This window comes from Citrobacter sp. Marseille-Q3906 (assembly GCF_916618775.1).
GTDB classification, from domain to species: domain Bacteria; phylum Pseudomonadota; class Gammaproteobacteria; order Enterobacterales; family Enterobacteriaceae; genus Citrobacter; species Citrobacter murliniae.
Window position 1 is genome coordinate 1,924,576 of the sequence record NZ_CAKAKA010000002.1, and the last position, 20,194, is coordinate 1,944,769.

A 20,194-nucleotide genomic window follows, 5' to 3' on the forward strand; every position below is an offset into this window, starting at 1 on the left:
GGCGTCATTATAATGACGCCATCAGTAATTGCTACGTTATCCGTTGATTATCCTGCGACGGGAGCAAAGAATTTTTTGTAATCCGTCGTTGCAAGCACGGTTTCAAGCTGTGCCACGAGCGTACGCAGCCCCTGTTCATCTTCTTCAGTAAAGCGACCAAAGGCCGTGCTATCAATATCCAGCACGCCTATTATCTGATTTTCGACCGTTATCGGCAGTACAATTTCAGCGTTGCTGGCCGCATCGCAAGCGATATGCCCATCAAAAGCATGAACGTCTTCAATGCGCTGAACCTGGTTCTGCGCCACTGCGGTGCCGCATACCCCCCGACCAACCGGAATACGTACGCAGGCGATCTTGCCCTGGAAAGGGCCAAGCACCAGCGTGTCGTTTTCGAGCAGGTAAAAACCAGCCCAGTTCACTTCTGCAAGACGCTCGTACAACAAAGCGCTGGTATTCGCCAGCGTTGCCAGAAAACTGGTTTCACCTGCCATTAATGCGCGAAAATCACGGTTCAGATCCGTGTATAGCTCTATTTTGTTCATTATGTAATCACTTAGTTGTCTTACTCAAAACTGCAGCCTACTAAAATAAACATTAAATGCGTTAATGCTCAAGATCATTCCCGTCATGAGTTAAGATAACATTACTCTAACACTTTGATCTGCGATACATGGCCTTAAATACTCCGCGCACCAAGCCATCGAAAAAAATAGCGATCAGGTCCATCGGTGAGGCGCTACCCCGCGCACATTATCAGCGGTGCCCTGAATGTGACACGCTATTTAGCTTGCCGAAAATGCGTTCGCACCAAAGTGCATACTGCCCTCGCTGTCAGGCAAAAATCCGCGACGGACGCGACTGGTCATTGACGCGACTGGCGGCGATGGCCGTCACAATGTTGCTACTGATGCCCTTTGCCTGGGGAGAACCACTGTTACACATCTATTTATTGGGCATCCGTATTGACGCTAATGTGGTACAGGGTATCTGGCAAATGACCCGGCAAGGCGATCCGCTAACCGCATCCATCGTGCTATTTTGCGTAGCCGGCGCGCCGATAATACTCGTCTCCTCAATCGCATATCTGTGGTTTGGTAATATTCTCGGTATGAACCTGCGCCCGGTATTGCTGATGTTGGAAAGACTTAAAGAGTGGGTCATGCTGGATATCTATCTGGTGGGTATTGGCGTCGCTTCAATCAAAGTGCAAGATTATGCTTTTCTGCAACCCGGCGTGGGGCTTTTTGCATTTATCGCGTTGGTGATCCTCAGTATTCTGACGCTATCGCACCTCAATGTTGAGCAACTGTGGGAACGTTTTTATCCGCAAAGACCAGCCCGTCGCCCTGATGAAAAGCTTCGCGTCTGCCTTGGCTGTCACTTTACAGGCTATCCCGATGCTCGCGGACGTTGCCCCCGTTGCCATATTCCGCTGCGCTGGCGCAGGAATCAGAGCATCCAAAAGTGCTGGGCTGCACTGTTAGCCTCGATTGTCTTTCTCCTGCCTGCTAATCTGCTGCCTATATCGGTCATATACGTTAACGGATCCCGGCAGGAAGACACTATTCTCTCGGGGATCATGTCTCTGGCCAACAGTAATGTCGGCGTCGCGGCAATCGTCTTTATCGCCAGTATCCTGGTGCCTTTCACCAAAGTGATTGTGATGTTTACTTTGTTGTTCAGCATCCACTTTAAATGTGAACAAGGATTACGCACGCGCATCTTATTACTGCGCATGGTGACCTGGATTGGCCGCTGGTCAATGCTGGATCTCTTTGTTATCGCCTTAACTATGTCGCTGATTAACCGCGATCAGATACTTGCTTTTACTATGGGACCGGCTGCGTTTTATTTCGGCGCAGCGGTAATATTGACTATTCTTGCTGTGGAATGGCTGGACAGCCGCTTACTTTGGAATGCACATGAGTCAGGAAACGCCCGCTTCGCAGACTGAAGCACAGATTAAAACAAAACGCCGCATTTCTCCGTTCTGGCTGCTGCCGATCATTGCATTGATGATCGCTGGATGGCTTATCTGGGGAAGCTATGAAGATCGCGGCAACACCGTAACCATCGACTTTATGTCTGCGGATGGCATTGTACCAGGCCGTACTCCCGTTCGTTACCAGGGTGTCGAAGTTGGTACAGTGCAGGATATCAGTCTCAGCAAAGATCTGCGTAAGATTGAGGTTCGGGTTAGCATCAAATCCAGCATGAAAGATGCTCTGCGCAAAGACACACAATTCTGGCTGGTGACGCCGAAAGCATCGCTGGCAGGCGTCTCTGGCCTTGATGCACTGGTTGGCGGTAACTATATCGGAATGATGCCCGGAACCGGTGAAGCAGAGGATCATTTTGTCGCGCTTGATACGCAACCAAAGTACCGCCTGAACAACGGCGATTTGATGCTTCATCTGCATGCGCCCGACCTCGGCTCCCTCAACAGTGGTTCATTAGTTTACTTCCGCAAAATACCGGTAGGCCGGGTGTATGACTACACCATAAATCCCAACAATCAGGGCGTGACTATCGACGTACTGATTGAGCGCCGATTTACCAATCTGGTGAAAAAAGGCAGCCGTTTCTGGAATGTTTCCGGTGTAAATGCGGATGTCAGCCTCAGCGGCGCGAAGGTCAAACTGGAAAGCCTGGCTGCACTGGTTAATGGCGCGATCGCCTTTGATTCACCGGAGGATTCGCAACCCGCCGTCGCAGACGATACTTTCGGTTTGTACCAAGACCTGGCACACAGCCAACGCGGCGTGATAGTGAAACTCGAACTCCCCAGTGGCGATGGTCTAAAAGCAGGTTCAACGGCATTGATGTATCAGGGGCTGGAGGTGGGCGAACTCACTAAACTGGATTTGAATCCAGGGGGTAAAGTCACCGGTGAGATGACAGTCGACCCCAGCGTCGTCACGCTGCTGCGGGAGAACACGCGTATCGAATTACACAGCCCCAAATTGTCGTTGAGCGATGTGAATCTCAGTTCACTGCTCACGGGTAAAACCTTCGAACTGGTGCCCGGTGAGGGCGAGCCTCGAAGCCAGTTTGTGGTTGTTCCCGGCGAGAAATCCTTGCTTCATGACCCGGGCGTGATGACGTTCACCCTGACGGCACCGGAAAGCTATGGCATTGATGCCGGGCAACCGTTGATCCTGCACGGTGTACAAGTCGGACAAGTTATTGAACGAACCCTATCCAGCAAAGGCGTCTCTTTTACCGTCGCCATCGAACCGCAACATCGCGACCTGGTGCTGGGTGACAGTAAATTTGTGGTCAATAGCCGGGTGGATGTCAAAGTAGGTATTGATGGCGTGGAGTTCCTCGGCGCCAGCGCCAGCGAATGGATTAGCGGAGGCATTCGCATTTTACCGGGTACGAAAGGTGAAATGAAAAGCAGCTATCCGCTGTATGCCAATCTGGAAAAAGCCATCGAAAACAGCCTGAGCGATCTACCGACCACCACGCTCAGCCTGCGTGCCGAAACGCTGCCGGATGTGCAAGCTGGCTCAGTGGTGTTATACCGTAAATTTGAGGTGGGCGAAGTTATTAGTGTACGTCCTCGTGCCGAGGCGTTTGACATCGATCTGCATATCAAACCTGAATATCGCAATCTGTTGACCAGCAACAGCGTGTTCTGGGCTGAAGGTGGCGCAAAAGTTCAACTCAACGGCAGCGGTTTGACCGTGCAGGCATCCCCTCTGTCGCGCGCGCTCAAGGGTGCGATTAGCTTCGATAACCTGAGCGGAGCCAGCGCCAGTCAGCGCAAAGGCGACAAACGTATCCTGTATGCCTCTGAAACCGCTGCGCGTGCTGTGGGGGGGCAAATTACCTTGCACGCATTCGATGCCGGCAAGCTCGCCGCAGGCATGCCGATTCGCTACCTGGGTATCGATATCGGTCAGATCCAGACTCTTGAACTGATCACTGCTCGTAACGAAGTTCAGGCGAAAGCGGTACTATACCCGGAGTATGTCCAGACTTTTGCACGTGCCGGCACCCGCTTCTCGGTCATTACTCCACAAATCTCCGCCGCAGGCGTGGAGCACCTGGATACAATCCTGCAACCTTACATTAATGTTGAACCAGGACGAGGCAATCCACGCCGCGATTTCGAACTACAAGAAGCCACTATTACTGATTCGCGTTACCTTGATGGCCTGAGCATCGTGGTGGAAGCATCAGAAGCTGGATCGCTAAATATCGGTACACCAGTCCTGTTCAGAGGGATTGAAGTGGGAACCGTCACCGGACTGACGCTGGGTTCACTTTCTGACCGCGTAATGATCGCCATGCGTATCAGCAAGCGCTATCAGCATCTGGTGCGTAATAATTCCGTGTTCTGGCTGGCCTCCGGTTACAACCTCGACTTCGGCCTGACTGGCGGCGTCGTGAAAACCGGTACCTTCAACCAATTCATTCGCGGCGGTATCGCCTTCGCTACCCCACCGGGTACTCCACTGGCTCCAAAAGCACAAGAGGGTAAACACTTCCTGTTGCTGGAGAGCGAACCGAAAGAATGGCGCGAATGGGGTACCGCCCTGCCGCGCTAATGTCCCCTGCTCCGGCGTACGCGCGCCGGAGCGTTTATACCCTTCATACTTCAAGTTGCAGGTGAGTTGGTTTCACTCGCTTATCGCGTTACTGGCCTGTGGCTTCGACCCTTAGCGGCCAGCGCAAGCGTTGTTGTCCTGCAACTCGAAATATTCAGGGTATATGCTAAACTGCGCACCTGTTTTTTTGCCGGTGCGACCAAGTGGCTTATTTTCCAGACGCCTTTCTGACTCAAATGCGTGAAGCAATGCCTTCCACGCTCTCTTTCGATGACTTTCTTGCCGCCTGCCAGCGTCCGTTACGCCGCAGCATTCGCGTGAATACACTAAAAATCTCCGTTGCCGATTTTCTCGACCTAACTGCACCTTACGGCTGGTCGCTCACGCCAGTTCCCTGGTGTGAGGAAGGTTTCTGGATCGAACGTGGTGATGAAGAGTCAGTGCCGCTGGGCAGCACCGCTGAGCATTTAAGCGGTCTTTTTTATATTCAGGAAGCCAGCTCAATGCTGCCGGTTGCCGCGCTGTTTGCCGAAGGTAATATGCCGGATCGTGTGATGGATGTCGCAGCAGCTCCTGGCTCTAAAACCACACAAATAGCGGCAAAAATGAATAACAAGGGCGCAATCCTGGCGAATGAGTTTTCCGCCAGCCGCGTTAAAGTGCTGCATGCCAATATCAGCCGCTGCGGGATCAGTAACGTCGCCTTAACCCACTTTGACGGGCGCGTGTTTGGCGCTGCTCTTCCGGAAACTTTTGATGCGATTTTACTGGATGCTCCGTGTTCCGGCGAAGGCGTGGTGCGTAAAGATCCCGATGCGCTGAAAAACTGGTCCGTTGAAAGTAATCTTGAGATTGCCGCCACGCAGCGCGAACTGCTCGACAGCGCATTTCACGCCTTACGTCCCGGTGGCACGCTGGTTTATTCAACGTGCACCTTAAACCGTGAAGAAAACGAATCCATCATGCAGTGGCTGATAGAAACTTATCCAGATGCCGTCGAGTTTCTTCCATTGGGTGACTTATTTCCTGGAGCCGAACGTGCCCTCACGCCGGAGGGATTTCTACATGTATTCCCGCAAATTTACGACTGTGAAGGGTTCTTTGTCGCGCGTTTGCGCAAAACCGCCGCGATTCACGCCCTGCCAGCCCCAAAATACAAGGTTGGAAACTTTCCATTCAGTCCGCTGAAAGGACGTGAAACTGCGCAAATCACCGCCGCGGCGAATGCCTGTGCAATACAATGGGATAATAATCTGCGTCTCTGGCAACGTGATAAAGAGCTCTGGCTATTCCCCGTAGAAATTGAAGCGCTGATCGGTAGGGTCCGTTTTTCCCGCCTCGGGATCAAGCTGGCTGAAACCCATAATAAAGGATACCGCTGGCAGCATGAGGCAGTGATCGCCCTTGCTAATCCGAATCACAATAATGCGTTCGAACTGACCCTTGAGGAAGCGGAAGAGTGGTATCGCGGCAGAGATGTCTATCCGCAAACCTCACCGGCAACCGACGACGTGCTGGTCACATTCCAGCAGCAGCCAATTGGTCTGGCGAAGCGTATTGGTTCGCGATTAAAGAACAGTTATCCGCGCGATCTTGTCCGGGATGGCAAACTCTTTACCGGATAACGCACGTTTTTACTGGCGCTTTTGCTGACGTTGACTACGCTGAAAAATGGATGACCTAACTGGTCGTACCACAACCAGCAAATCAACGGAGAGCACGATGATGAAAACCAGTGTGCGCATTGGCGCTTTTGAAATCGACGACGCCGAGTTACATGGCGAATCGCCGGGAGACCGAACGTTAACCATTCCGTGCAAATCCGATCCGGATTTATGCATGCAACTGGATGCCTGGGACGCCGATACCAGCATCCCGGCACTCCTTAATGGGGAACATTCTGTTCTATTCCGTCAGCACTACGATCGTAAGTCAGATGCCTGGATCATGCGTTTTGCCTGATTCAAAAAGAACCCGTCGCCAGGCGGGTTATTTCTTTTCTTAATTTCCCCCTCGCTTCAACCTCTTCTACACTATCGGTACGGCAGTACAATTTGAGGATGTAATGTTCACGCTGGTTCTTTTTGTTTGCTACCTGGATGGCGGTTGTGAAGATATCGTGGTCGATGTCTACAATACGGAACAGCAGTGCCTTATTTCGATGGACGATCAGCGTATTCGCAACGGAGGATGTCTACCTGCGGATGGCTATATCGACAGTTTCTGGCGCCCGGCGCAGGAATACAGCGATTTTTGATTATTGTAACTGCACCAGCGTAAGCTCACCGCCAAACACCGCGCCGGTATCAATATAGTGCAGGTTATCGATATCCAGCCGATGGCGTAGCGGCGTATGGCCAAACCAAAAATGATCCGCCCCACGTATCCCCCCGCGTTTGCTCATCAACCTTTCGCGACCCCAAATAACACCTTGTAAATCAACATCTTTCTGCCACTGATAATTCTCGTCAGGGTAATCAGCATGGGCAATAACATGTATACCGGTCTGACAGTGAAGTTCCACAATCCAGGGTAATTGTTGACAGAATTCAAGTGCGATTCGCGCGCTCGGTTGTGGCGCACGGGTAAACCAGGATCCCCCATTCAGCAACCACAGCAGCTGCTCGCCCGTCGCCAGCGCATCCAGTGCCATCTGCTCGTGATTGCCTCTGACCGCCACAACCCAGGTTTTACGCAGTAATTTCAGGCAGCGGAGGCTGTCTGGCCCACGGTCAATAACATCCCCGACAGACACCAACAGATCCTGCCACGGGTCAAAACGGCACTGGCGCAATTTATCCACCAGCATGGAGAAACAGCCGTGGATATCCCCGACGACCCAGACATGACGCCAGCGTGTACCTTCCACTCTCTGGTAGATATTACCAGGCAGCCCCATTTGACCTCCTGCACAGAAAATTATCTACACATTCAGGAAAACCATGCGCGATACTCACATGAGCCTTCCCTTTCAACGCCTTCATGCAGTTAGCCTGTACGAATTTGTTCAGAAAATCTCTGACAATGTCCAGATTATCTGGCTCTAAATGTCCGCCACCATCCGGGTATTTGGATTATCTTCTCCAGCCAGGGAAAATCGTATTTATTCCCCAGAATAATCGACGTAGTTAGAGTATAGTAAAAGAAATCTGAACAAATTAACGAGACGGTTATTATTTTGTTTAAAAACCTCCACATCATTAATTAATGAGAGATTAAAAAACATATTTACAATCAACTTACACTATACGTTCGAGAAGATACTTTTTTACTCCCCAGCTCCGTTTCGCAATGACCGAGATATATACGCAATGTCATCATCATGATGATAACATTCATCGAGCAGGAGTCTGCAGGTTGATTGGGCTTACAAACGGGCACTGGTCTGATCAGATTGAATAGACTAAGCTAATCATGCACACTACGCGCCCTCACAACTAACAAGAGGTTACTTTCCTGATGGATCAGGTTGCCATTCTCCAACAGATGTTCGAGCAAGTGAGAAAGGAGTTAAATTTTTCCTGGTTTTATTCTGAATTGAAACGACACAACATTGCGCATTATATCTACTATCTGGCTACAGATAACATCAGGATCGTCACGCATAATGACGACGTTTTGTTAATAAGAGGATACAGAAGCTTATTAAAAATCAGTACGATTAAGAACGTCGAACTTATAAAAGAAGCGGCCCGGATTCATATCTCCGGGAAGTCAACATTTCGGGAGTACTGCATCACACTTGCCAGTGCTGGTGTTTTTCGCTGGGTAACCGATGTCAATGATAATAAACGTTGTTATTATTCTTTTGATAATTCACTTTTATATATTGAAGATATCGAGAACAATAAACCCCTCATATAATGCTTTGGGCCCTTGGTCTGGGACCCTTAATGGAAACGGCAGAATGTAAAAAATCGCAGGTGCATTTTGCATCTGCGACTGTGAAAATACATCCTGATAGCCAGTTCTCTCAATACTCAGACGTCACCGAAGTTGTTCAGGCTTCGGCAACCTGCTAAGCGTATCAAGTGAGAGGAGGAATTACCCCACACCCCGTTCATGCGGTGATCTTAGAGCCTATCCCATCGGGCTATTTTATTTAATGTACTGCGCTTCGCGATAACAAATTAATAATGAGAACACCTGCACAAATTAGTGCCATTCCGATAATAGCGGGCAAATCCAGTCGTTGCCCATGTATAACCCAGGCAAGAAGACTGATCAGCACAATACCCACACCAGACCAGATAGCATATGCAATTCCTGTAGGTATATGCGCCAGCGTCTGGGAAAGGAGCCAGAATGAAGCACAGTAACACACAATTGTGCCAACAGAAGGCCATAGCCGAGTGAACCCATCGGTAAACTTCATTAACGTTGTCCCGGTCACTTCAGCCAGAATAGCCGCACCAAGATAGATATAAGTATTCATAACCATTCATTTTTTAAACAAGACAAAGAAAGATTCTACTATATCTTCACCTTACATGATCTTTTCTTGCTGCAGCTTCTTTCTGTATACATATGTTGCGGTTTCGAAAGAACATGGAAATTCGGCTGTTTTCGAGATCCTGTGCGCTAAAACCGGGAGAGAGCTTCACGGTTAGCATGGTATTAAAAATTATGCTTCATACCTGCCATAGCACAGCTCTCCCTGTCCCCCTTATTCCTCATCCGAGCACTATGTGCTGATCTAATTTTCTGCGCAAATGAATTGTGATTGTTAAAAAACGTGTGGTATAACGAATGAACAGCAAAGATCAGAATTCGGACAGATTTCGGGCATAGAACCTTAAGTGTTTGAAATCAAAGTCTGATAAAAAGAGACCGAATAAAGCTTCACGAACAACAAGCCAGGAGTTGGAAGTGACGGTCGGAACAATTCAGTCAGATAAATTTCAGCTTGGATATAAGGTCATTGGCTCAGGGGCTGCGGCAATCATTGTTGGTAGCAACCTGTATTATTCCCGCACTTTCTCGACTGACCTGGCAAAGCGTTTTTGCCTGTACTTTATCGATCATCGAGCCTATGCTCCGGCAAGCAAACCCGTTCAAGAGGATGATTTCTCCTTAGATAAGGTCGTTAGTGATATTGAATTGTCTCGTGTTGCCCTTGGCGTTGATAGAATGGCGATCATCGGGCACTCTGGAAACGGATTCATGGCACTGGAATACGCGCGTCTGTATCCTAGCCGGGTATCACATGTAATACTCATTAGCACTCCACCCAATTTGAGCGCCGATCTCAATGATAAATCGGAACAAAGATTCAAGACAGAAGCGTCTAAGCTCCGTCAGGAAATATACGATAAAGCAATATCCCTGCTTTCATCGGATGCAAAAAAGCACCCGCAGGAGCAATTCAAATATCTTCTCCTCCGAACCGGTCCCCGGTCTTGGTTAGACCCATTTTTTGACGCGGCTCCACTCTGGCGTGATGTTATCACGCACGATGTCGGATTTGACTTGCTCTGGGGAAAGGTGTTTCCCGACTTCGATATGAAATGTGTTGCAGCAGCGATCAGCGCGCCCGTTTTCTTGGCCCTTGGTCGTCACGACTATATCAATCCACCTATCGAATCGTGGAAAGAGTATCAAGGCTATTTCAGAGACATTGAGATCGAAATTTTTGAGAAAAGCGGCCACACGCCGCAACTTGAAGAACCGGAGAGGTTCAACGAGGCCCTGATAAGATTCATTCAACGCCATCAATAGGGATTGTCGCGGAAATACTGATTATCTGACTGGATCGCCGCAATCTGATTTCGTTCAACAATTGCTATCGCAAAACCGTCCTTGCGGCGACGTCTCCATTCATCAGAGCGGGCGCTTTTTTCCGGCATGCCGCCTTTGTAAATCAGTAAACATCGACTCTCTGGCAGATAATTTCCGCGTACGTATCGATACTGTGCAGGATGTTGGCAGCGCCAAAGCACTCCGAACTGATATCGAAAGCGCGAAGGTTACGCTGGGTTCAGCCTTGTTCACCGAATTGAAGAACAAAGCAGTTAAGCGCTATTGCCTGGTGGATGCACATAACAAGGTAGAAGCCGAGATCAACTCCCTGCCTACTCCGAACGAACCGGATGCAGCAGAACGGTTTGGGGAAGTTGAGCGAGTTCTTGTAACGGCGAAAAGTCACAGGGTGGCGAACTGAACGATCAGTTCAGCATCCTCCTGGCAGATATGAAACCGGTAATACGTGGGCTAACTGGTTCGCCCTCCCCTTGAGGAGATGTAATGCGACTGATTAACCGAGGCATTCAGCAATCCCCGTTAGCGCGTCAGGCATGCGACATCAAGCTGGCCATTCATCACACTCCGGAACTTCACGGTAAAGAATATAAGGTTCAGCCTGATGCCATCTATGTGGATCCGAGCAAAACGAATCTTCGTCCCAAAAGCTCTACAGGAAAGACGCTATTTCTCAGGCCATCGTGGCCAATAACTACATTGAAAGGAATCCGGCAGAGCCGACAAGAACGCCGACGCCCAAAGTGAAGCGTGAGCGTCTTTTGCTTGAGCAGTTCGAGATAATAAGGGATGCCGCAACCGCCCATTCCGAATGGGCTGCAAATGCATGTGGTCTGGCACTTGTCACCGGGCAAAGAAGAGAGGACGTATCGTTGTTCAGATTCAGCGATATCAGGGATTCTACAGAGTTAAAGTTTGGCCCCAACCCTCCTCCTTTCCATGAGATCAGGAGCTTGGCGAGCAGACTGTGTGAAAGGGAGCGTGGAGAGGATTTCGCACAGAGACTGCTGGGGCATAAAAATTTAACAATGACCAAAAAATACCTGGACGCACGCGGTGCAGAATATGTTATGGTTTAGACAGGATATGGAAATTTCGAGTAATTTTCGTGTGGTTTCGTGAAAGCACCGAGAAAACCCAACGAAAATAAGCTCATAAAAAGAGACCGAATACGATTCCTGTATTCGGTCCAGGGAAATGGCTCTTGGGAGAGAGCCGTGCGCTAAAAGTTGGCATTAATGCAGGCTAAGTTACCCTGCCATTTAAGAATAGATGACAGCGCCAGGTTTTCCAGTCCGTGACTAAAGTGGCCTGAAAAAAAGGACGATTGTCACCCGCAACAACGCAAAAACCGCAAGTTCTCCTGAGAGATCCTTGCGGTTTTTTATTGGAAATCAGAGAGGTATATCTGACAACTAACAGAGCTTTTCTGCACGTTCGATAAACGGCGCAAGGCTCATTTTTTCGCCTGGTTTTGCCGGATCATCAATCTGAATAATGTCGATCGGTTTTGCCGTCGTTTTACCGTTTTCAACCTGCTCTCTGGCAATATCATTCAGTGGGTATTGCACCAACGTGCTGGGATTAATGACATACAGTGCGTTGCCAGGCCGACAGGTCAACATCACCTCTTCACGATTAAACGCCCACTTATCTTTACCAACCTCAAAACGGCTGACGGTAATGACCTGTGGTGCAGCCAGTGCAGCTCCTGAACTTGTCAGGAGTAATAAAGAGATAACTATTTTTTTCATACGTTTGCCAGTCCATCAGAAAGGTTCAAGAGTTGCAAACAGGCTGACAATCGCCAGCACGACAGCCCCTATTCCCCATTCAAGCTTCGTCATCCAGATAAAGTAGAGAGTCATACAGCGGTTATCTTGCTGCATGCGTGGTACGAGAACATACCGATTCACGAGTGCAATCGCCACCATTAGCGCGACCAGGGCACATTTTAACAAAAGCAATTGCCCATACGCTGCGTGCCAGGGGACTGACAAACCGACAATAAACAGCACATTCGCCATGCCGGTAAGCAATACGCCGATAACAAAAAGATGCCCGTAGCGGGAAAATCGCATCATAGTGCTAATAGCCTGCTGTCGCCAACGCCCCTTAGCCATCCTCATACAGTAAATAACTGGCAGCAGGCCGCCAAACCAGGCTGCAGCGCATATCAGATGTAACGCATGATTAAGCTGCTGTATAGCCCGCACGACGCCGTCATGTAGGGTTGCATGTCCGACACCAGCCAATAGGATAAACTGGGCAATTGTCATAATCAGCAACAACCGTGACATGCTGTGCGGCACAATGATAGTTACCACCAGCGTGACCAGCGCGAGAATAATCTGCCATAACCACACGCCACCAAACTGCGTTTGCAGAACCGCTCCCCATATTTCTACAGAGATAACATCCTGCCAGCCCGATCCCATTAATCCACCCTGGATCGCCAACATCAGCGTTGCGCTAATAAAACTCCATGTCGCGGCATGCCGTTGCAAACGCAAAAAGCGGCGCATCATCAAGCGACGGACTGAGACAGGAGCCAGCCATGCACCATAAAGCGCACAGCCAAATACCAGCATTAAAGTGGTGAAATGGATAAAACGCAGAGCGACCCAGGTAAGTGCCAGCATGGTTTATTTCACACTAAAGGTATATTGCCCTTTTGTCTTGTGACCATCCACTGATACAACATGCCAGTCAACCGTATATTTCCCGGCATCCAGTGACTGAGCGAGCGGAATGATCAGTTGCGTCTTATCTTGTTCATTGCGCGTCGGCTTGCCGGTTTTGATCTGTGTCTGTTTTGGGTCTGTAAGCGTTGCGCCACTGAACGCAGGCTCAACGCCTTCAGAAAAATTAAGAGTCAACGCCTGGGGAGAGGCTATGATCTGCGCATCCGCCTCAGGACTTTGCGTTATCAAATGCGCATGAGCCAGCGCTGCGGGAGTTGCCAGAGCGGAAGTCAGTGCGATGAGGGCATAGCGAAGTAAAGATGCAGTAGAAAGCATATCAACTATTCCTTTTTGTTATGTCTAATTTGTAGAGAATAACCTTCTACAATGATCGAGTCGAGAATCATCATTTCTGGCTTGCCATTAATGCACTCTCTTAGTAACTTTTGCGCGCCAATGAATAGAGATAAGGAGAAGCCCATGAACATCAACCTGGCTAAACTTGAACAAGATGAGATGGATAAGGTCAATGTTGATCTGGCCGCGGCAGGTGTCGCATTCAAAGAGCGCTATAACATGCCTGTCGTTGCAGAAGTCGTCGAGCGCGAGCAACCTGAACATCTACGCGACTGGTTTCGCGAGCGGCTGATCGCACACCGTTTGGCATCGGTTTCCCTCTCACGTTTACCTTACGAGCCGAAAGTTAAATAAACCTTATATTACGTTACAATTCCTTACATGGTGGCTGCTAAAGTATAAGCACATTCTTAATCTATAATTTAAGGATGATTGTAGACACTATGAAAAGGAAGTCATTATGTCACACTGGAAAATTGCCGCAGCACAGTACGAACCTCTACAGACAACGTTAACAGAACATGTCGCGCATCACCTGCAATTCATCAGAGCAGCTGCCAAATGTCAGTGTGAATTGCTGGTTTTCCCCTCCCTTTCGCTGTTGGGATGCGTCGATGGGGATGATTTTCTTCCGGCACCTCCTGATGAGGCTCTCCTGCAACCTCTGGCCCATGCCGCTGCGAGTTATCGCATGACCATTATTGCGGGGTTACCGGTTGAACATAACAACCAGTTTGTGAAGGGCATTGCCCTTTTTTCACCCGGACTGGCATCACCGTTAACATTTCATCAGAGCCATGGAGCCTGTATTGCCAGACAGCGAAACACCATAAGCGTTGTCGATACTCAGCCGGAAGGCATTGATATTGACCCTGAGTTTTCGCTGTTCACCACCAGCCAGTGTATCAGCGAACCTGAGCTTCTCTCCTCCACCTCGCAACTGCAAAGTTTTTCGCATAAATTCGCCATTGCAGTGCTGATGGCCAATGCGCGCGGCAGCAGCGCTTTATGGGATGAGCGCGGTCGTTTGATTGTGCGCGCCGACCGCGGTTCACTGCTCTTAACCGGTCAACGCACCTCTCAGGGTTGGCAAGGTGATATCATTCCATTACGCTAGTCGTTTTGGTCAGGAGCTTGGCATGTTGCGCATAATAGATACAGAAACCTGTGGCCTGCAGGGAGGCATTGTTGAGATTGCTTCTGTCGATGTAGTAGACGGACAGATTGTCAATCCAATGAGCCACCTGGTGCGCCCTGACCGTCCCATTAGTCCTCAGGCGATGGCAATTCACCGTATTACCGAATCCATGGTGGCGGATAAACCCTGGATTGAAGACGTCATCCCGCATTATTACGGCAGCGAGTGGTACGTAGCGCACAATGCGAGTTTTGACCGTCGTGTATTGCCAGACATGCCCGGAGAGTGGATTTGCACCATGAAGCTTTCCCGCCGTCTGTGGCCGGGAATTAAATACAGCAATATGGCACTCTATAAATCCCGCAAACTGAATGTACAGACGCCTTCCGGTCTGCATCATCACCGTGCCCTTTACGATTGCTACATCACTGCGGCATTGCTGATCGACATCATAAACACGTCGGGTTGGTCGGCAGAGCAAATGGCCGACATCACCGGTCGCCCGGCACTGTTGACCACATTTACCTTTGGCAAATACCGCGGCAAAGCGGTATCAGAAGTGGCTGAACGCGATCCGGGCTATTTGCGCTGGCTGTTTAATAACCTTGACAGTATGAGCCCGGAACTACGACTAACGCTTAAGCACTATCTCGATAACGCCTGAGTTGTTGCCTGCCCGGGTAGTGTCCCTTGCGCCAGTCCTATCAAAAAAGCGAACTCGAGGGCCACGCCTTCATACGATTTAAAGCGACCAGATTTGCCCCCGTGCCCGGAGTCCATATCCGTACACAGTAGCAGCAGGTGGTCATCCGTTTTCAGCTCCCGCAGTTTCGCTACCCACTTTGCCGGTTCCCAGTATTGCACCTGAGAATCATGTAGCCCGGTGGTGACCAACAGATGTGGATAAGCTTGCGCGGTGACATTATCGTACGGGCTGTAGCTTTTCATGTAGGCATAGTACTCCGCGTCCTGCGGATTACCCCACTCTTCAAATTCCCCGGTGGTCAGTGGAATTGACTCATCCAGCATCGTGGTCACGACATCGACGAACGGTACCTGTGCAATAACACCATGAAACAGCTGCGGGCGTTCGTTAATTGCAACCCCCATTAGCATCCCACCAGCGCTTCCCCCCATGCCATAACACAGTGAAGGTGCACCGTAACCCAGTTTTAATAGTGCCTCGCAAACATCGAGATAATCATTAAAGGTATTTTTCTTTTGCAGAAACTTACCATCTTCGTACCACTGCTGTCCCAGTTCACCGCCGCCCCGCACATGGGCGATGGCATAAACAAACCCCCGATCCAGCAGACTCAGGCGACTGCTGCTGAAATCTGCATCCATGCTAGCGCCATAAGAGCCATAACCATAAACCAGTAAGGGATTTTTCCCTTTGCGAAAATGCTTTTGATGGTAAACCAGCGAGACAGGAACCTCCGTACCATCGCGCGCGGTGATCCACACATGCTCACTGCGGTAATCGGCCGCGTCGAATCCGGGGACATTCGTCTGTTTGAGTACACGTCGCTCTCCGGTGTCCATATCCAGTTCAAACAGGGTGTCCGGAGTCGTCATGGATGAATAGCCATAACGCAGGCGCGATGTCTCCGGCTCGGGATTGTACGCCAGCCACGTTACGTAAGCCGGATCGTCGAAAGCAATCCCGACCACTTCACGCGTTTTGCGGTTGATTTGTCGTAAACTGGTTAAACCACGCTGACGCTCCTCCACCACCAGCCAGTCGGTAAACAGCGTAAATCCTTCCAGCATGACGCTATCACGCGGCGGGATCAGCACTTCCCAGGCCTGTTCATCACGCACGCGGGTGCGATACAAACCAAAGTTTTTCCCCTGACGGTTAGATCGCAGATAAAACGCGTGCTGATAGTGATCAAGGCTGTACTCATGGTCTTTACGCCGTGGCAAAAAAACCAGCGGCTCGGCATCGGCCAGCTCCGCATCAAGCAACAATACTTCGCTGGTTGTCGCGCTGGCGACATGGATAACAACATAATGCAGCGAGGTGGTTTTGTGCAGACTGACATAAAACATATCGTCAGCTTCTTCATACACCAGTTGATCATGAATGGATGGTGATCCAACGGTATGCCGCCATACCTGATACGGTAATAATGTTGTTTCATGTTTGCGAACATAATAAAAGGTCTGCGAATCGTTCGCCCAGACCAATTCCGGCTCAACATTATCCAGTACTTCCGGATACCAGTTCCCGGTTTGTAGATTGCGAAAACGAATGCCATATTGCCGACGAGACAGGTAATCCTCCGCCAGAGCCATAACGGTATTATCGGGTGATATTGCGAGTCCTCCCAGCGTATAGAATTCGCTATGGGCTGCACGCTGGTTACCATCCAGCAAGGTATCCCATTCATCCCACTCTTCATTGAGAGCAGACTGGCGCTGATAAATGGCATATTCACATCCCGGTTCATAAATATGCCGGTAGCGATAACCATTTTTCACATAAGGAGCGGAAACATCCTGAGGGGGAATACGGTCGATAATTTCTTTCAGCACACGATCCTGCAATGCCTGCTGGGAAGCCATAACCTGGCGGCCATATGCATTTTCTTGTTGCAGATAGTCCAGCACTTCTGGCTGCGAGCGGGTGTCATCTCGCAACCAGTAATAATTATCAACACGAGTATCGCCATGCTGCGTCATGGCATGTGGAATACGAGGAGCTTTTGGTAGCATGTCATTGTTCTTCTGCTTAAACATCCTATAAGGGTGGCAAAAGTCAGCAATGATGCAAGCGAAACGTGCTCCTCAAGCGTAACTATTTAACCCGGCAACGCCTGTTTTTGCTGTTTGAGATCCTGCTCGATACCCTCACGAACATCCTGTGGGATCTTCAGTGCATCACCCAGCGCATTCAGATAACTGCGCTCCATAAAGTGGTCGATATCAATAGCTGCACAGCTCAGGAAGTAAATTTCCAGCGCCTCTTCTTCGTTGCGGATCCCTTGAGCGAGGCGTTGAGGATCAAGCGGTTGTTCAATGGCCCGCTCAATCAGAACACGCCCTTGCTCTTCCACTCCCGCGTCACGCAGCTGTTGTTCGATAGCGGCTCGCTCTTTAGCATCAATATGACCATCGCTTTTAGCCGCAAATACCAGCGCCAGGATCAGACGTTCAGTACGTTCATCCAGCGGTGTACTCTGCGTGCCAAACTGAGGTTCATCCTGGTGCGCTGCGCGGACTTTATCTTTGTATTTATTCCATAAAACGCTACCGGCGATCGCACCGCCACCAACCAACAGTGCGCTGGTACCGTATTTAGTGAGTAATTTGCGTGAGGATTTGTTGGCGACCAGTAATCCTGCCAGACCGCCTAATGCACCGGGAACCAGCAGTTTGCTCAGTCCTTGTTCACCGGAAGATGAACCGGATGATCCTTTTTGCCCAAGAAGAGATTGAAGTTGATTCAGCCAGTTAGCCATTTTGCCCCTCAAGTACAGACGAATAATCATCAAAGCGTACCCGAGGGGATGTCAGGAAGTGTTCAGGTCATCAAAAGATGTGCAAATTCAGCTACTGACGTTGCAGGTACTCCGCCGTGCCGGCTTTACAATCAAGCTTAACCTGATATTGAATATCGCTGCTTTTCCCACGAACGGTAAGAGGTACCGTCCATTGTCCGTCTTTACCAACAATATCCTGCGGGTTCACCCAGGCAACAGGATCAAGTTGCCCGAGCCTTTTTTGATCGTCGGCCCAACGTACAATACGGTTTTGCAGGTAGTCGCGTTTCACACTTGCCGCGATACCGTCAGCTTTCAAACCTTCACAGTTTGGAAAATTGACTGACTTACTCTCCGTATTAGCCGCAAAAACTGACACGCTGGCAGATAACAGCAGCAGGCTCAACAACGCTCTTGTTTTATTCATTCTTTTCTCCTTTATCCCCTTCGTCTTTCAGTCGCTATTAATGCAACGTGAAATCAGTTGGGTACAGCACAATGATTCAGGGAAAAGCATGGTACAAAACCTCAGGAGCGCAAGTCGGATCAGGCAGCCTGTGTATCATCCTCAGCAGAAGCATCGTTATCAACCACCTGTGGGGATGGCAGTTTGCCGTTTTTCAGGATCGCGCTCAGCACATCTTTTTGCTCAGCCAACCACAGGGAAAGCGCTTCACGCTGCTCATCTTCCAGCGCGACCGGTGACTGCTCCAGCCACGTATCGAGCAGATCTGCTGTATCAAGCATTTTGTCATAGGCATCGGCTTCCTTTTTGCTGGTAAACGACATTTTTTCCTCCCCTTCCCGAATGACTACGTATTTAACTTCAACCGCCATTTTTGCAGCCTCATAAATTACCTGTATTTATGTACAGTATATTCTTTTTCACCCTTGAAATCAACCTGGTAATAAAGACAGACGCAAACGTTTTCGTATATACTGCGCCCAGATAAAACAGGGGATTAATTTATGACGTTATTAGGCACAGCGCTGCGTCCGGCAGCAACGCGAGTGATGTTATTAGGATCAGGTGAACTGGGTAAAGAAGTCGCGATTGAATGCCAACGCCTGGGTGTAGAAGTCATTGCCGTGGATCGTTACCCTGACGCACCAGCTATGCACGTTGCCCATCGCTCATACGTAATCAATATGCTGGATGGTGACGCTTTGCGTCAGGTTGTCGCGCACGAAAAACCACACTATATCGTTCCTGAGATTGAAGCCATTGCCACGAGTACGCTGGTAGCGCTGGAGCAGGAAGGTCTGAACGTCGTGCCTTGCGCGCGCGCGACCCAACTGACCATGAATCGTGAAGGTATCCGTCGCCTCGCCGCGGAAGAACTGTCCTTACCGACCTCATCATTCCGCTTTGCTGACAGCGAAACTCGCTTTCGCGAAGCCGTGGCCGAAATTGGATTCCCCTGCATCGTGAAGCCGGTGATGAGTTCCTCCGGAAAAGGACAGAGTTTTATCCGTTCAGCCGATCAGCTTGCCAGAGCCTGGGATTATGCCCAGCAGGGTGGCCGAGCGGGCGCAGGACGCGTTATCGTGGAAGGTGTGGTTAATTTCGACTTTGAAATCACCCTGTTGACCGTAAGCGCCGTCGATGGTGTGCACTTTTGTGCGCCGGTAGGCCATCGTCAGGAAGATGGCGACTATCGTGAATCCTGGCAGCCCCAGAAAATGAGCGAACTGGCGCTGGAACGTGCACAGGAAATCGCTCGCAAAGTGGTACTGGCGTTGGGCGGTTACGGATTGTTTGGCGTAGAGCTGTTTGTGTGCGGTGACGAGGTGATTTTCAGCGAGGTATCCCCTCGCCCACATGATACGGGTATGGTGACATTGATTTCACAGGATCTATCCGAGTTTGCCCTGCACGTTCGCGCATTCCTCGGGCTTCCGGTTGGCGCAATCCGCCAGTATGGGCCATCTGCATCAGCCGTTATCCTGCCACAACTTACCAGTCAGAATGTCACATTTGATAACATTGACAGTGCCGTTGGTGCAGGGTTGCAACTCCGTCTGTTCGGTAAACCTGAAATCGACGGAACCCGTCGCTTAGGCGTCGTACTGGCGACGGCAGACAACGTTGACGAGGCGGTTGAACGCGCGAAAAACGCCGCCGCACAGGTGAATGTAGCAGGATAAAAAAAACGGGCCCGATGGCCCATTTTAAAGTATTCGCAGGCCGGGTCAGTGCAGCACTGCCCG

23 protein-coding genes and 1 pseudogene are annotated in these 20,194 nt (G+C 50.0%); 14 read left to right on the forward strand and 10 right to left on the reverse strand.

Going from position 1 to position 20,194, the window contains the following annotated elements; genetic code table 11:
* Positions 1-47 precede the first annotated feature (47 nt).
* Entirely contained in the window at positions 48-545 is a 498-nt protein-coding gene (locus LG384_RS13425) for a GAF domain-containing protein (RefSeq protein ID WP_045444023.1), read from the reverse strand.
* A 128-nt stretch (positions 546-673) separates the two neighbouring features.
* On the opposite strand from LG384_RS13425, the gene yebS reads away from it, so the two are divergent.
* The 5 genes from yebS to LG384_RS13450 all read left to right on the forward strand — a co-directional run bounded on the left by yebS (position 674) and on the right by LG384_RS13450 (position 6,816).
* A complete protein-coding gene (yebS, locus tag LG384_RS13430) occupies positions 674-1,957 on the forward strand; it encodes a membrane integrity lipid transport subunit YebS (RefSeq protein ID WP_225761069.1) in 1,284 nt (427 codons plus the stop codon).
* Complete coding sequence (locus LG384_RS13435) at positions 1,926-4,559, forward strand: PqiB family protein (protein WP_045444028.1); 2,634 nt, start codon at positions 1,926-1,928, stop codon at positions 4,557-4,559. The genes yebS and LG384_RS13435 overlap by 32 nt, the downstream gene beginning before the upstream one ends.
* 203 nt (positions 4,560-4,762) lie before the next feature.
* Entirely contained in the window at positions 4,763-6,184 is a 1,422-nt protein-coding gene (gene rsmF / locus LG384_RS13440; protein ID WP_225761070.1) for a 16S rRNA (cytosine(1407)-C(5))-methyltransferase RsmF, read from the forward strand.
* A gap of 100 nt (positions 6,185-6,284) precedes the next feature.
* On the forward strand, positions 6,285-6,521 hold the full coding sequence (locus LG384_RS13445; RefSeq protein WP_167493956.1) for a YebV family protein: 237 nt from the start codon (positions 6,285-6,287) through the stop codon (positions 6,519-6,521).
* 103 nt (positions 6,522-6,624) lie between these two features.
* Positions 6,625-6,816 carry a YebW family protein gene (locus tag LG384_RS13450; protein ID WP_045444034.1) on the forward strand — a complete coding sequence of 64 codons (192 nt, stop codon included), beginning with the start codon at positions 6,625-6,627 and terminating at the stop codon, positions 6,814-6,816.
* On the opposite strand, the gene pphA is transcribed toward LG384_RS13450, so the two are convergent.
* Positions 6,817-7,458 carry a protein-serine/threonine phosphatase gene (gene pphA, locus LG384_RS13455; protein ID WP_225761071.1) on the reverse strand — a complete coding sequence of 214 codons (642 nt, stop codon included), beginning with the start codon at positions 7,456-7,458 and terminating at the stop codon, positions 6,817-6,819.
* A 560-nt stretch (positions 7,459-8,018) separates the two neighbouring features.
* Here pphA and LG384_RS13460 point away from each other — a divergent pair.
* Positions 8,019-8,423 carry a DUF1398 domain-containing protein gene (locus LG384_RS13460; protein ID WP_048221305.1) on the forward strand — a complete coding sequence of 135 codons (405 nt, stop codon included), beginning with the start codon at positions 8,019-8,021 and terminating at the stop codon, positions 8,421-8,423.
* A gap of 238 nt (positions 8,424-8,661) precedes the next feature.
* Here the strand turns inward: LG384_RS13460 and LG384_RS13465 are convergent, their stop codons facing one another.
* Positions 8,662-8,994: an EmrE family multidrug efflux SMR transporter gene (locus LG384_RS13465; protein WP_045444043.1), complete on the reverse strand. Its 333-nt coding sequence runs from the start codon at positions 8,992-8,994 to the stop codon at positions 8,662-8,664.
* Between the two features lie 434 nt (positions 8,995-9,428).
* On the opposite strand from LG384_RS13465, the gene LG384_RS13470 reads away from it, so the two are divergent.
* The 4 genes and pseudogenes from LG384_RS13470 (at position 9,429) to LG384_RS13485 (ending at position 11,395) form a co-directional block, all read left to right on the forward strand.
* Positions 9,429-10,277, forward strand: coding sequence for an alpha/beta fold hydrolase (locus LG384_RS13470; protein WP_225761072.1), 849 nt, complete (start codon positions 9,429-9,431; stop codon positions 10,275-10,277).
* A gap of 142 nt (positions 10,278-10,419) precedes the next feature.
* Positions 10,420-10,793, forward strand: a pseudogene (locus tag LG384_RS13475) (enterohemolysin); the annotation flags it as partial.
* A gap of 9 nt (positions 10,794-10,802) precedes the next feature.
* Positions 10,803-11,063, forward strand: a complete 261-nt coding sequence (locus tag LG384_RS13480) for a hypothetical protein (protein ID WP_225761073.1) — start codon at positions 10,803-10,805, stop codon at positions 11,061-11,063.
* Positions 11,060-11,395 carry a tyrosine-type recombinase/integrase gene (locus tag LG384_RS13485; protein WP_223306999.1) on the forward strand — a complete coding sequence of 112 codons (336 nt, stop codon included), beginning with the start codon at positions 11,060-11,062 and terminating at the stop codon, positions 11,393-11,395. Before LG384_RS13480 ends, LG384_RS13485 begins: the two co-directional genes overlap by 4 nt.
* Before the next feature lie 336 nt (positions 11,396-11,731).
* Here LG384_RS13485 and LG384_RS13490 read toward each other — a convergent pair whose 3' ends face one another.
* The 3 genes from LG384_RS13490 to yobA are packed head-to-tail and all read right to left on the reverse strand — an operon-like array spanning position 11,732 to position 13,336.
* Positions 11,732-12,070 (reverse strand): YebY family protein, encoded by a 339-nt coding sequence (locus LG384_RS13490; protein ID WP_045444052.1) that lies wholly within the window; start codon positions 12,068-12,070, stop codon positions 11,732-11,734.
* Positions 12,071-12,085: 15 nt separating this feature from the next.
* Positions 12,086-12,958, reverse strand: coding sequence for a copper homeostasis membrane protein CopD (gene copD / locus LG384_RS13495; protein WP_225761074.1), 873 nt, complete (start codon positions 12,956-12,958; stop codon positions 12,086-12,088).
* 3 nt (positions 12,959-12,961) lie between these two features.
* Positions 12,962-13,336 (reverse strand): CopC domain-containing protein YobA, encoded by a 375-nt coding sequence (yobA, locus tag LG384_RS13500; protein WP_225761075.1) that lies wholly within the window; start codon positions 13,334-13,336, stop codon positions 12,962-12,964.
* A gap of 144 nt (positions 13,337-13,480) precedes the next feature.
* Between yobA and LG384_RS13505 the strand changes: the two genes are divergently transcribed.
* From LG384_RS13505 to exoX, 3 genes are all read left to right on the forward strand, one after another.
* Entirely contained in the window at positions 13,481-13,711 is a 231-nt protein-coding gene (locus LG384_RS13505; protein WP_045444060.1) for a DNA polymerase III subunit theta, read from the forward strand.
* 106 nt (positions 13,712-13,817) lie between these two features.
* Positions 13,818-14,474 carry a carbon-nitrogen hydrolase family protein gene (locus LG384_RS13510; protein ID WP_225761076.1) on the forward strand — a complete coding sequence of 219 codons (657 nt, stop codon included), beginning with the start codon at positions 13,818-13,820 and terminating at the stop codon, positions 14,472-14,474.
* A 22-nt stretch (positions 14,475-14,496) separates the two neighbouring features.
* Positions 14,497-15,159 carry an exodeoxyribonuclease X gene (gene exoX / locus LG384_RS13515; protein ID WP_045444066.1) on the forward strand — a complete coding sequence of 221 codons (663 nt, stop codon included), beginning with the start codon at positions 14,497-14,499 and terminating at the stop codon, positions 15,157-15,159.
* Here the strand turns inward: exoX and ptrB are convergent.
* From ptrB to yebG, 4 genes are all read right to left on the reverse strand, one after another.
* The gene (gene ptrB / locus LG384_RS13520; protein WP_225761077.1) at positions 15,141-17,216 is read right to left on the reverse strand and encodes an oligopeptidase B; all 2,076 of its coding nucleotides are present in this window, start codon (positions 17,214-17,216) and stop codon (positions 15,141-15,143) included. The two genes, exoX and ptrB, sit on opposite strands and share 19 nt — an antisense overlap.
* 86 nt (positions 17,217-17,302) lie before the next feature.
* A complete protein-coding gene (locus LG384_RS13525; protein WP_045444076.1) occupies positions 17,303-17,962 on the reverse strand; it encodes a tellurite resistance TerB family protein in 660 nt (219 codons plus the stop codon).
* 91 nt (positions 17,963-18,053) lie between these two features.
* Positions 18,054-18,410, reverse strand: a complete 357-nt coding sequence (gene yebF, locus LG384_RS13530; protein WP_045444079.1) for a protein YebF — start codon at positions 18,408-18,410, stop codon at positions 18,054-18,056.
* Between the two features lie 119 nt (positions 18,411-18,529).
* On the reverse strand, positions 18,530-18,820 hold the full coding sequence (yebG, locus tag LG384_RS13535; RefSeq protein WP_045444082.1) for a DNA damage-inducible protein YebG: 291 nt from the start codon (positions 18,818-18,820) through the stop codon (positions 18,530-18,532).
* A 132-nt stretch (positions 18,821-18,952) separates the two neighbouring features.
* Between yebG and purT the strand changes: the two genes are divergently transcribed.
* Complete coding sequence (gene purT, locus LG384_RS13540; protein WP_045444093.1) at positions 18,953-20,131, forward strand: formate-dependent phosphoribosylglycinamide formyltransferase; 1,179 nt, start codon at positions 18,953-18,955, stop codon at positions 20,129-20,131.
* The last annotated feature ends 63 nt before the right edge of the window (positions 20,132-20,194 follow it).